Raw genomic sequence first — 11,492 nt, forward strand, 5'->3', positions numbered from 1 at the left:
CCTTAAGTAGCGCGGCTGTTTGGCACAGGTATGTGCAGCCCGCAAAGCAAAGAGCAAAAGTGTGTGGTGAAAATGTCCGGCGAATCAGCTGTCGAAGGCGTCTTTGAGCCAGGTCAGATCAGCAAGGCCTGCCGGTGTGCTTTCCATGGCAACCACATCGAAACGGCAGGGGGAGTCAGACCAGCGGTGCTCCTTGAGTAGGAAGTACTGCGCGGCGAGTATCAGCTTCTGACGCTTGCGCCCGTCAATACTGGCGAGCGCGCCACCCCATTGTGCGTGTTTTCTGTAGCGGACTTCGACGAATACTACTGTATCGCCGTCAAGCATGACCAGATCAAGCTCGCCGCGTTTACACAACCAGTTCTGCGCCAGAAGGCGCAGACCCTGTTGTTGCAGGTATTTCAGAGCTTGAAGTTCGGCATCCTTGCCGCTTTTTGCGCTGGACCGCTCAGGCATCAGCGTGGGGTATCAGGCAGGCGCTGGATCTCGCCGCCGACGAATTTCGCCCATGGCATCTGGCGGTCGACGCGCTGGTTGGGGCTGATACCCAGGCTGCCCGAAAGGCCATCAACCCGTGTATCCGGCAGGGCCTTGAGCTGACCCAGGCGTGGCGCCAGGCGGTAGGCATCGACACCCATTGCATACAGGCGGCCGAGGCTGCCATTGGCTTGTGGCCATTGCGCGGCGACCTGGTTGCGCAGCGGGTCGGTGGTGTTGAGCAGCCAAGGGGTTTCGCAGAACATCACGTTGGTCATGTCCAGGTACTGGTTCTTGTCGCCGCTGGCACTGAATACGTGGGACGTGGCGTACACCGGTACATCACCGGCGTATTGGAAGTTAAGGGTCGGCTTGATCTGCTGGGCCAGTTGCGGGGTCACGGCCAGGAAGATGAACTCGATGTCCTGGCGACGCGAAGGTTGCGCGGCCACGTCGGTGCCGACGGTGCTTTGCAGGCTCTTGGCGCGGCCTTCGCTTTTGCGCAGTTGGAACAAGTCGGCGATCTGCTGTGCAAGGGCGACCGGCTGGTCGACGTACTCGACGCCTACGACGGTGCCGCCATTGGCTTCCCAATCCTGACGGAAGGCTTTGTAGACGCGCTCGCCCCATTCGCCACGCGGCACCATGGCAGCGGCGCGGTGCAGGCCATCGGCACGGGCGCGACGTGAGACTTCGCGGGCTTCGTCTTCAGCGGCCAGGCCGAACTGGAACAGCTGGGCCGGGCTTTGATCGGTCTCGCTGTAGTTCAGTGCCAGGGTGGTGATCGGTAATTGCGGACGTGCGCTGAGCTGTTTGACCAGTGGTTTTTCCAGCGGACCGACGACCAGTTGCACGCCGGCAGCCTGGGCCTTGGCGTAGAAGTCGTCGAGGGAGGTCAGGCGCGAGCTATCGTAGAACTCGATCACCGGCGGTCGCTGGCCGGCTTGCTCGGCCTGGTAATGCGCGGCCATGAAACCTTCACGCAGCGCCTTGCCGACGGACGCCAGCGGGCCCTCCTGTGGCAGCAGCAGGGCGATCTTGTTCAGGGGCTGGCTGGCGAGTTCCTTGAGCTTGGTCAGCGGGGTTGGCAGTTGCACGGCCGCCGGGTGCCCTGGGTTCTGCGCGCGCCAGGTGTCGATCGCCGCCTGTTGTTGCTCCAGGGTGCCAGCGCCCTTGACGGCCTGGGCCAGGGTGATCCAGCCGTCCATTGTCGGGTTGCCGCTGGCTTGCAGTTGCTCGGCCGGGAGTGCGGCAATCAACGTCCAGATGGCTTCGTGGTTGCTCTTGGCGACATCACCGCTGAGCAATGGCGCCATGGCCACACGCTCGCGAGCCGCGGCCAGGGTCTGGCCATCGGCTTCATAGGCGCGAGCGTGCACGGTGCCGGTGCGGATCTGCTGCTCGGGCGGCAGGTCCTTCAGGCTTTGCAGGCTAGGGTGGTTCAGGGCGGTCAACGCAGCCTTGGGCTGGTTGCGCGTCATCGCCAGTTCGGCGGCCAGGGTGCTGGCAAAGATTTGTGCGGCGGGTTTGAGAACATCCAGCGGCACCTGCGCAAGGATCTGCGACGAGCGGCCGGGGTTGTTCTGGCGGTAGGCCATGTCAGCCGCACTCAGGCGCAGCAAGGCCGCCTTTTCTGGCGTCTTGGCGGTGGTCGCCTGTTCGAGCAGTTGCTCGATACTGGCATCCGGGGTCCGTGGAAGGTCGCCAAGGCTGGACGAGGGCGAGCTGGCGCAAGCGGCCAACAAGGCAGCGAGGCAAAGGGCGGAGAGCAGCCGCAGGCAAGCGATCATGTAAGTGTCCTGATACCGATCAAATTAGCGTGGAATTGTACCCAAGCACTGGCCCAGGCGCGATGTTACTGGCGTGAAACTGTCGATTTAGGTCGTGTAAATGTTGCGATTGGCTGTGCACGGCTGAAAAGGCATCGGCTTCGATGGCATATTTTCAAGGCGTCTACGCGCTACAATGTGGCTTTTGCCAACCATCGAGGTGTGCGTTTTGACTGCTCCAGGTCCTTTGAATTCCACTGCAGGCTCGCTTTTTGTCGTGGCGACGCCCATTGGCAACCTGGACGATATCAGTGCGCGGGCGCTGAAAGTGTTGCGCGACGTTAAATTGATCGCAGCGGAAGACACCCGGCACTCCCAGCGTCTGATGCAGCATTTTGGTATCAGCACGCCATTGGCTGCGTGCCATGAGCATAACGAGCGCGAAGAAGGCAGTCGTTTTATCACGCGCCTGCTGGCAGGTGATGACGTGGCGCTGATCTCCGATGCCGGTACCCCGCTGATCTCTGATCCGGGTTATCACCTGGTTCGCCAGGCGCGTGCTGCGGGTATCAATGTAGTGCCTGTTCCGGGCGCATGCGCGCTGATTGCCGCTTTATCGGCAGCTGGATTGCCCTCCGATCGTTTTATTTTCGAGGGCTTCCTGCCGGCCAAGGCGGTCGGGCGTCGTGCTCGGCTCCAAGCGTTAAAGGAAGAGCCGCGTACATTGATCTTCTATGAGGCTCCCCACCGTATTCTGGAATGTCTGCAGGATATGGAGCTGGTGTTCGGTGGTGAACGCCTTGCACTGTTGGCGCGGGAGATTACCAAGACCTTCGAGACCCTCAAGGGCCTGCCGCTGGAAGCGTTGCGCGCGTTTGTCGAGGGTGACAGCAATCAGCAACGAGGCGAATGCGTGGTGCTGGTGGCGGGCTGGAGTGCGCCAGAGTCCGAAGACGCGGTGGGCAGCGAAGCCATGCGCATCCTTGATCTGTTACTCAAGGAAATGCCCCTTAAGCGCGCGGCAGCCCTGGCGGCGGAAATTACCGGGGTGCGCAAGAATGTGTTGTATCAAGTTGCGCTGGATAAACAGAAAACCGAATAGTTCCGGGGGTAAGCCGGTATTTCGTCTGAAGGTGATGGCACTGCTATGCTTTTAGTACTTGTCCTAAGTCCCTCGTGCCGTTAACCTGCGCGGCGGAGAGTCGATTGGACAGTCGCTGCCTTCTATGAAAATTAGGAGGGGGAGGAAAGTCCGGGCTCCATAGGGCGAAGTGCCAGGTAATGCCTGGGAGGCGTGAGCCTACGGAAAGTGCCACAGAAAATAACCGCCTAAGCACTTCGGTGCCGGTAAGGGTGAAAAGGTGCGGTAAGAGCGCACCGCACGACTGGCAACAGTTCGTGGCTAGGTAAACCCCACTTGGAGCAAGACCAAATAGGGTCCCAAGGCGTGGCCCGCGCTGGGACCGGGTAGGTTGCTAAAGATGTCCAGTGATGGCCATCGTAGACGAATGACTGTTCAAGACAGAACCCGGCTTATAGATCGACTCTCCACCTTTTTCCTTCTGTCCGAATCTCGGGCAGAAAACCGGTAGTAACGCAAGAATCCCTCCCTGCTGAATCATTGGCAGATGCATCTTCGTAATACCAAAAAAATCTTACTCTTAATAAATTACATTAACTATGAGCCATAGCTCTTTGAGCTATTTGTGCTTGTTGGGCCCAAAACATCGCTGAACTCTGGTTTCTCCTCCCTTTACGCTCCTAAATCTCCGTTCTGTAAGGCTTTTCCTTGAATCCGCGCCTTGACGGTGTGGTGGCCGCATTCCTATAGTGTGCGCAAGTGGCGGAAAGTGGCACAAAGTGGGTTTTTTGAACGTAAAACGCTAAAATTTGGAGAAACGCATCTGTGTTTCGCGGAGCTAACGCTATCAGTCTCGATGCAAAAGGCCGTCTCGCCATGCCGAGCCGGTATCGTGACGAGCTCATTTCGCGAAGTTCCGGGCAGTTGATTATCACCATCGATGCTGTTGACCCTTGTTTGTGTGTTTACCCGCTCGATGAGTGGGAGTTGATTGAAACCAAGTTGCGCGCTTTGCCTTCATTGCGTGAAGAGAACCGCCGCCTGCAGCGTTTGCTGATTGGTAATGCCGTCGACCTCGAGCTCGATGGCAGCGGTCGTTTCCTGGTGCCTCCGCGTCTGCGCGAGTACGCCAAGCTGGATAAGCGCGCAATGCTGGTGGGCCAACTGAACAAGTTCCAATTGTGGGACGAAGATGCCTGGGACGCTGTTTCTGCAGCGGACCTGGCTGCTATTCAACAACCGGGCGCCATGCCTGATGAACTGCGTGATTTGATCCTGTGACTATTGATAGCGGCTTTAACCACATCACCGTACTGCTTGACGAAGCCGTTGAGGCTCTCGCCGTACGCGCGGATGGCTGCTATTTGGATGGCACCTTCGGCAGAGGCGGGCACAGCCGGTTGATACTCAGCCAGCTCGGGCCCGACGGCAAGCTCCTCGGATTCGATAAAGACCCCCAAGCGATTGCCACCGGGCAAGCGCTAGCGGCCGAAGACGGCCGCTTTGTCGTTGTGCAGCGCAGCTTTGCCGAGCTGGGCGCGGAAGTTGCCGAGCGCGGCATGGCGGGCAAGGTGGCCGGGGTTTTGCTCGACCTGGGCGTGTCTTCGCCGCAGCTCGATGATCCGGAGCGCGGCTTCAGTTTCATGAACGACGGCCCGCTCGACATGCGCATGGACCCGACCCGTGGTGTCAGTGCTGCCCAGTTCATCGCCACCGCGCCGGTGGAAGAAATCGCCCGCGTGTTCAAGGAATACGGTGAAGAGCGCTTCGCCGGGCGCATGGCCCGTGCCGTGGTCGAGCGTCGGGAAATCCAGCCGTTCGAGCGCACCGCCGATCTGGCCGAAGTGCTGAAAGTCGCCAATCCTGCCTGGGAAAAGGGCAAGAACCCGGCTACCCGTGCATTCCAGGGCCTGCGTATTCACGTCAACAACGAATTGGGCGATCTGGAAGCCGGCCTCGAAGCCGCGCTGGAAGCCTTGGAAGTGGGGGGGCGCCTGGTGGTGATCAGCTTCCACTCCCTGGAAGACCGTATCGTCAAACTGTTCATGCGCCGCCTGGTCAAGGGCGAGTCCGACAACCTGCCGCGCAACCTGCCGGTGCGTTTCGAAGCCTTCGTGCCAAAAATCAAAATCCATGGCAAAGCGCAGTTCGCTTCCGAAGCCGAACTCAAGGCCAACCCACGTTCCCGTAGCGCTGTCATGCGTGTCGCGGAGAAGTTGCGGTGAGCAAGCTTTTCGCCAAGCCCCTCCCGGGCGGCAGCTTTTTTATGCTGCTGCTGTTTATCGGCGTGCTGGTGTCCGCGATTGCGGTGTCCTACAGCGCCCATTGGAATCGTCAACTGCTCAACACCCTGTACGGGGAATTGAGTGTGCGTGATAAAGCCCAGGCGGAGTGGGGCCGGCTGATTCTGGAGCAGAGCACCTGGACGGCCCACAGCCGTATTGAAGTGCTGGCGACCGAGCAACTGAAAATGCACATCCCGGGCGCGGCCGAAGTTCGCATGGTGGCGCCATGATGAAGCTCGAAGGTGCACTTTACCCGTGGCGCTTCCGTCTGGTGCTGGGCTTGTTGGCCCTGATGGTCGGCGCGATCGCCTGGCGCATCATCGACCTGCAAGTGGTTGACCGCGACTTCCTGATTGGCCAGGGCGATGCCCGCAGCCTGCGGCATATTCCGATTCCTGCGCACCGTGGCCTGATCACTGACCGTAACGGCGAACCACTGGCTGTCAGTACCCCGGTGACTACCCTGTGGGCCAACGCCAAGGAACTGCAGGTGGCCAAGGACAAATGGCCGCAACTCGCCGCCGCCCTGGGCCAGGACCCGAAGGCCTTGGCCGAGCGCCTGGAAGCCCAGGCCAATAAAGAGTTCATCTACCTGGTGCGCGGCCTGACCCCCGAGCAGGGCCAGCAGGTGCTCGACCTTAAAGTCCCCGGTGTCTACGGCATCGAGGAATTCCGTCGTTTCTATCCGGCCGGTGAAACCACCGCCCATATGGTGGGTTTTACCGACATCGATGACCATGGCCGCGAAGGTGTGGAGCTGGCCTACGATGAATGGCTGGCCGGGGTCCCCGGCAAACGACAGGTCATCAAGGATCGGCGCGGCAGACTGATCAAGGATGTCCAGGTCACCAAAAACGCCAAGGCCGGTAAGCCCTTGGCGTTGTCGATTGACCTGCGCCTGCAATACCTGGCCAACCGCGAGCTGCGCAACGCGATCATCGAGAACGGCGCCAAGGCCGGCAGCCTGGTGATCATGGACGTGAAGACCGGCGAGATCCTCGCCATGGTCAACCAGCCGACCTACAACCCGAACAACCGTCGCAACCTGCAACCGGCGATGATGCGCAATCGTGCAATGATCGACGTGTTCGAGCCAGGTTCGACCATGAAAGCCATCTCCATGAGTGCTGCCCTGGAAACCGGCCGCTGGAAGCCCAGCGACAAGGTCGAGGTGTATCCAGGCACCCTGCAGTTGGGCAAATACACCATTCGTGACGTGTCCCGCACTGAAGGGCCGGTGCTGGATTTGACAGGTATCCTGATCAACTCCAGTAACGTGGGCATGAGTAAGGTGGCCTTCGATATTGGTGGCGAAACCATCTACCACCTGGCGCAAAAAATCGGCCTGGGCCAACCCACCGGCCTCGACTTCCCGGGTGAGCGCGTCGGCAACCTGCCGAACTATCGCGACTGGAAAAAAGCCGAGACGGCCACGCTTTCCTACGGCTACGGCCTGTCCGTCACCGCCATCCAACTGGCCCACGCCTTCTCGGTGCTGGCCAACAATGGCCGCATGGTGCCGCTGAGCCTGATCCACGTTGACGAAGCGCCGAAAGCCACCCAGGTGATCCCGGAAAACGTCGCCAAGACCATGCAAGGCATGCTGCAACAAGTGATCGAAGCGCCGCGCGGTGTCTTCCGCGCCCAGGTGCCGGCGTATCACGTGGCAGGCAAGTCCGGTACGGCACGTAAGACGTCGGTGGGTACCAAGGGTTACGCCGAGAACTCCTACCGCTCGCTGTTCGCCGGCTTCGGCCCGATGAGCGACCCGCGCTACGCCATCGTGGTTGTGATCGATGAACCAAGCAAAGCCGGTTACTTCGGTGGCCTGGTATCGGCGCCGGTGTTCAGCAAAGTGATGTCGGGCACCCTGCGCCTGATGAACATCACGCCGGATAACCTGCCGCCGACCCAACAAGCGAACGCCGGACCACCGGCCGCTGCTGCCAAAGCCAATGGAGGGCGCGGCTGATGTCCTTGAGCCTGAACAAGATTTTTGCCCACGCCGGTCGCGATCTGCTGATTCGCGAGTTGAGCCTGGACAGCCGCAACGTACGCGCCGGGGACCTGTTCCTGGCGGTGCCGGGCGGCAAGTACGATGGCCGTGCGCATATCGCCGATGCCTTGCAACGCGGTGCGGCGGCCGTGGCCTATGAAGTGGAAGGCGCGACCGTGCTGCCGATCACCGACGTGCCGTTGATTCCGGTCAAGGGCCTGGCCGCGCAGCTGTCGGACATCGCCGGGCGTTTCTATGGTGACCCGAGCCGCCACCTGAACCTGATTGGCGTGACCGGTACCAACGGCAAGACCAGCGTGACCCAATTGGTCGCCCAGGCCCTCGACCTGTTGGGCCAGCATTGCGGCATCGTCGGCACCCTCGGCACGGGCTTCTATGGCGCGCTGCAAAGCGGCCTGCACACCACGCCAAACCCGATTGCCGTGCAAGCGACCCTGGCTGACCTGAAAAAGGCCGGAGCCAAGGCGGTCGCCATGGAAGTCTCGTCCCACGGCCTGCATCAGGGGCGTGTGACGGCCCTGGCCTTTGATGTGGCAGTGATGACCAACCTGTCCCGCGATCACCTGGACTACCACGGCACCATGGAGGCCTACGCCGCCGAGAAGGCCAGGCTGTTTGCCTGGAATGACCTCAAGTGCCGGGTGGTCAACCTGGACGATGCCTTTGGCCGCCGACTGGCTGCCGAGGACCACGAAGCTCGCCTGATCAGCTACAGCCTGGAAGACGCCAGCGCGTATCTGTATTGCCGCGAAGCCCAGTTCAATGACGAAGGCGTGCGTGCCACGCTGGTGACGCCACAAGGCGAACACCATTTGCGCAGCACCTTGCTCGGGCGCTTCAACCTGAGCAATCTCCTCGCCGCTGTCGGCGCATTGCTTGGCCTGGATTACGCCCTGGATGAAATCCTGCGCGTGCTGCCGAAGCTGGAAGGCCCCGCTGGGCGCATGCAGCGTCTGGGTGGGGGCACGCAACCGCTGGTGGTGGTCGATTACGCTCACACCCCGGATGCGCTGGAAAAGGTCCTGCTGGCCCTGCGCCCCCACGCCAAGGGCAAGTTGCTCTGCCTGTTTGGCTGTGGCGGTGACCGTGACCGTGGCAAACGCCCGTTGATGGCTGAAATCGTCGAGCGTCTGGCCGATGGTGTGCTCGTCACCGACGACAATCCGCGCAGTGAAGACCCGAGCCAGATTTTCGCTGACATCCGCGCAGGCTTCCAGGACGTGTCCAAGGTTGCCTTCGTCGCCGGTCGTGGCGCGGCCATTGCCCAATTGATCGCCAGCGCCAGCGCTGACGACGTGGTGGTCCTGGCCGGTAAAGGCCACGAGGATTACCAGGAAATCAACGGCCAACGCCATGCCTTCTCCGATCTGGTCGAGGCTGATCACGCCTTGACTGCCTGGGAGGTCGCCCATGCTTAAAGCCATGAAGTTCAGCGAACTGACCCAGCCCCTGTCGGGCCGTGTGCTGTCCGGTGATTGCAGTTTCAATGGTGTCAGCATCGACAGCCGCGTAATCAAGCCGGGCCAATTGTTCGTCGCCCTGGCCGGGCCGCGTTTCGACGGTCACGACTACCTGAATGAAGTCGCCGCCAAAGGCGCCGTCGGTGCTTTGGTGCAGCGCGAAGTGGCGGATTCGACCTTGCCGCAATTGCTGGTGGCCGATACACGCCTGGCCCTGGGCCAGCTCGGGGCGCTGAACCGTGCTGCCTTCGATAAACCCGTGGCCGCCATCACCGGTTCCAGCGGCAAGACCACGGTCAAGGAGCTGCTCGCCGGTGTCCTGCGTACGCGCGGGCCGGTGCTCGCTACACGTGGCAACCTGAACAATGATTTCGGCGCACCGTTGACCCTGCTCGAACTGGCCCCGGAACACACGGCGGCGGTGATCGAACTGGGCGCTTCGCGCATCGGCGAAATCGCCTACACCGTGGCGCTGACCAAACCCCACGTCGCGATCATCAACAACGCCGGAACTGCCCATGTTGGCGAGTTCGGCGGCCCGGAGAAAATCGTCGAGGCCAAGGGGGAAATCCTCGAAGGCCTGGATGCCTCGGGCACCGCTGTATTGAATCTGGACGACAAGGCCTTCGAGACCTGGCGTGTACGTGCCGCCGGTCGCAAGGTCCTGACGTTTGCCGTGCTGAACGCCACGGCCGATTTCCATGCATCCGACATCACCGTCGATGCCCGTGGCTGCCCGTCCTTTACCTTGCACACTCCGCAAGGGCGTGAGCATGTGCAGTTGAATCTGCTGGGCAACCACAACGTCGCCAACGCCTTGGCTGCCGCCGCTGCTGCTTACGCCCTGGGCGTTTCGCTGTTCGGTATCGCCACCGGCCTGGGCGCGGTACAGCCGGTCAAGGGCCGCACGGTGGCGCAACTGGTGACCAACGGCATGCGCGTGATCGATGACACCTATAACGCCAACCAGTCCTCGGTCTGCGCCGCCATTGACCTGCTCAAGGGCTTCGACGGGCGCAAGGTGCTGGTGCTGGGCGACATCGCCGAACTGGGCGATTGGGCCGAACAGTCCCATCGCGAAGTCGGTGTCTACGCCAGCGATAAAGTCGACGCCCTCTACGCCGTTGGCCCGCACATGGCTCACGCCGTCGCGGCCTTCGGCCCTGGCGCGCGGCATTTCGCGACCCAGGCCGAGTTGATCCAGGCGCTGGGCGTGGCTGAACACGACAAACACACAACCATTTTGATCAAGGGATCGCGCAGCGCGGTGATGGAAAACGTCGTCGCGGCCTTGTGTGGCTCAAGTACGGAGAAACATTAATGCTGCTGCTGCTGGCTGAGTATCTGCAACAGTTCCACAAAGGCTTCGCGGTCTTTCAGTACCTGACCCTGCGCGGGATCCTGGGTGTGCTGACTGCGCTGTCTTTGTCGCTGTTCCTGGGGCCGTGGATGATCCGCACCCTGCAGAACCTGCAAATTGGTCAATCGGTTCGTAATGACGGCCCGCAGTCGCACCTGTCCAAATCTGGCACCCCGACCATGGGCGGTGCATTGATCCTGTCGTCCATCGGCATCAGCACCTTGCTCTGGGCTGACCTGCACAACCGCTACGTGTGGGTGGTGTTGCTGGTGACCCTGTTGTTCGGCGCTATCGGCTGGGTCGATGACTACCGCAAAGTCATCGAGAAAAACTCCAAAGGGCTGCCAAGCCGCTGGAAGTATTTCTGGCAGTCGGTGTTCGGCCTTGCCGCTGCGATCTTCCTCTACACCACCGCGCCAAGCGCCGTGGAAACCACCTTGATCATCCCGATGCTCAAGGACGCCAGCATTCCACTGGGCATTGGCTTTGTCGTACTGACGTACTTCGTCATCGTCGGCTCCAGCAACGCGGTGAACCTGACCGACGGCCTCGATGGCCTGGCGATCATGCCGACGGTGATGGTCGGCGGTGCGCTCGGCATCTTCTGCTACCTGTCGGGTAACGTGAAATTCGCCGAATACCTGCTGATCCCCTATGTGCCGGGTGCCGGTGAACTGATTGTGTTCTGCGGCGCATTGATTGGTGCGGGCCTGGGCTTCCTGTGGTTCAACACCTATCCCGCACAAGTCTTCATGGGTGACGTTGGCGCATTGGCGCTGGGCGCGGCCCTGGGCACCATCGCGGTGATCGTTCGCCAGGAAATCGTGCTGTTCATCATGGGCGGTGTGTTCGTAATGGAAACCCTGTCGGTGGTCATCCAGGTGGCCTCCTTCAAATTGACCGGGCGCCGCGTGTTCCGCATGGCGCCGATTCACCACCACTTTGAACTCAAGGGCTGGCCTGAGCCGCGCGTGATTGTCCGTTTCTGGATCATCACCGTGATTCTGGTCCTGGTCGGCCTTGCCACCCTGAAACTGAGGTAG

At 61.0% G+C, this 11,492-nt stretch carries 10 protein-coding genes and 1 other RNA gene; 9 read left to right on the forward strand and 2 right to left on the reverse strand.

Going from position 1 to position 11,492, the window contains the following annotated elements:
- Positions 1–84 precede the first annotated feature (84 nt).
- Both A7317_RS04575 and A7317_RS04580 read right to left on the reverse strand, forming a co-directional pair.
- On the reverse strand, positions 85–456 hold the full coding sequence (locus A7317_RS04575; protein ID WP_024073510.1) for a YraN family protein: 372 nt from the start codon (positions 454–456) through the stop codon (positions 85–87).
- On the reverse strand, positions 456–2,267 hold the full coding sequence (locus A7317_RS04580) for a penicillin-binding protein activator (RefSeq protein ID WP_069075279.1): 1,812 nt from the start codon (positions 2,265–2,267) through the stop codon (positions 456–458). Before A7317_RS04580 ends, A7317_RS04575 begins: the two co-directional genes overlap by 1 nt.
- Before the next feature lie 175 nt (positions 2,268–2,442).
- Here A7317_RS04580 and rsmI point away from each other — a divergent pair, with 175 nt between their 5' ends.
- The 9 genes from rsmI (at position 2,443) to mraY (ending at position 11,492) form a co-directional block, all read left to right on the forward strand.
- The gene (gene rsmI, locus A7317_RS04585; protein WP_024073512.1) at positions 2,443–3,348 is read left to right on the forward strand and encodes a 16S rRNA (cytidine(1402)-2'-O)-methyltransferase; all 906 of its coding nucleotides are present in this window, start codon (positions 2,443–2,445) and stop codon (positions 3,346–3,348) included.
- Between the two features lie 96 nt (positions 3,349–3,444).
- Positions 3,445–3,798: RNase P RNA component class A (gene rnpB, locus A7317_RS04590), an RNA gene on the forward strand.
- A 354-nt stretch (positions 3,799–4,152) separates the two neighbouring features.
- Entirely contained in the window at positions 4,153–4,608 is a 456-nt protein-coding gene (gene mraZ / locus A7317_RS04595; RefSeq protein ID WP_003171868.1) for a division/cell wall cluster transcriptional repressor MraZ, read from the forward strand.
- On the forward strand, positions 4,605–5,552 hold the full coding sequence (gene rsmH / locus A7317_RS04600) for a 16S rRNA (cytosine(1402)-N(4))-methyltransferase RsmH (protein WP_010213048.1): 948 nt from the start codon (positions 4,605–4,607) through the stop codon (positions 5,550–5,552). Before mraZ ends, rsmH begins: the two co-directional genes overlap by 4 nt.
- Complete coding sequence (ftsL, locus tag A7317_RS04605; RefSeq protein ID WP_003171871.1) at positions 5,549–5,842, forward strand: cell division protein FtsL; 294 nt, start codon at positions 5,549–5,551, stop codon at positions 5,840–5,842. Before rsmH ends, ftsL begins: the two co-directional genes overlap by 4 nt.
- Positions 5,842–7,584 carry a peptidoglycan D,D-transpeptidase FtsI family protein gene (locus A7317_RS04610; protein WP_168232483.1) on the forward strand — a complete coding sequence of 581 codons (1,743 nt, stop codon included), beginning with the start codon at positions 5,842–5,844 and terminating at the stop codon, positions 7,582–7,584. Before ftsL ends, A7317_RS04610 begins: the two co-directional genes overlap by 1 nt.
- Positions 7,584–9,047, forward strand: a complete 1,464-nt coding sequence (locus A7317_RS04615; protein ID WP_024073514.1) for a UDP-N-acetylmuramoyl-L-alanyl-D-glutamate--2,6-diaminopimelate ligase — start codon at positions 7,584–7,586, stop codon at positions 9,045–9,047. The genes A7317_RS04610 and A7317_RS04615 overlap by 1 nt, the downstream gene beginning before the upstream one ends.
- Positions 9,040–10,410, forward strand: a complete 1,371-nt coding sequence (locus tag A7317_RS04620; RefSeq protein ID WP_069075280.1) for a UDP-N-acetylmuramoyl-tripeptide--D-alanyl-D-alanine ligase — start codon at positions 9,040–9,042, stop codon at positions 10,408–10,410. The genes A7317_RS04615 and A7317_RS04620 overlap by 8 nt, the downstream gene beginning before the upstream one ends.
- Positions 10,410–11,492, forward strand: coding sequence for a phospho-N-acetylmuramoyl-pentapeptide-transferase (mraY, locus tag A7317_RS04625; protein WP_003171875.1), 1,083 nt, complete (start codon positions 10,410–10,412; stop codon positions 11,490–11,492). The genes A7317_RS04620 and mraY overlap by 1 nt, the downstream gene beginning before the upstream one ends.

It is taken from the genome of Pseudomonas fluorescens, assembly GCF_001708445.1.
Lineage (GTDB): Bacteria > Pseudomonadota > Gammaproteobacteria > Pseudomonadales > Pseudomonadaceae > Aquipseudomonas > Aquipseudomonas gorinensis.

What these genes read in the sequence shown, in the direction of transcription:
- A7317_RS04575 (WP_024073510.1), bottom strand. Translation starts at nt 456, where the DNA reads ATGCCTGAGCGGTCCAGCGCAAAAAGCGGCAAGGATGCCGAACTTCAA.
- A7317_RS04580 (WP_069075279.1), bottom strand. Translation starts at nt 2,267, where the DNA reads ATGATCGCTTGCCTGCGGCTGCTCTCCGCCCTTTGCCTCGCTGCCTTG.
- rsmI (WP_024073512.1), top strand. Translation starts at nt 2,443, where the DNA reads ATGTGGCTTTTGCCAACCATCGAGGTGTGCGTTTTGACTGCTCCAGGT.
- A7317_RS04610 (WP_168232483.1), top strand. Translation starts at nt 5,842, where the DNA reads ATGAAGCTCGAAGGTGCACTTTACCCGTGGCGCTTCCGTCTGGTGCTG.
- A7317_RS04615 (WP_024073514.1), top strand. Translation starts at nt 7,584, where the DNA reads ATGTCCTTGAGCCTGAACAAGATTTTTGCCCACGCCGGTCGCGATCTG.
- A7317_RS04620 (WP_069075280.1), top strand. Translation starts at nt 9,040, where the DNA reads ATGCTTAAAGCCATGAAGTTCAGCGAACTGACCCAGCCCCTGTCGGGC.
- mraY (WP_003171875.1), top strand. Translation starts at nt 10,410, where the DNA reads ATGCTGCTGCTGCTGGCTGAGTATCTGCAACAGTTCCACAAAGGCTTC.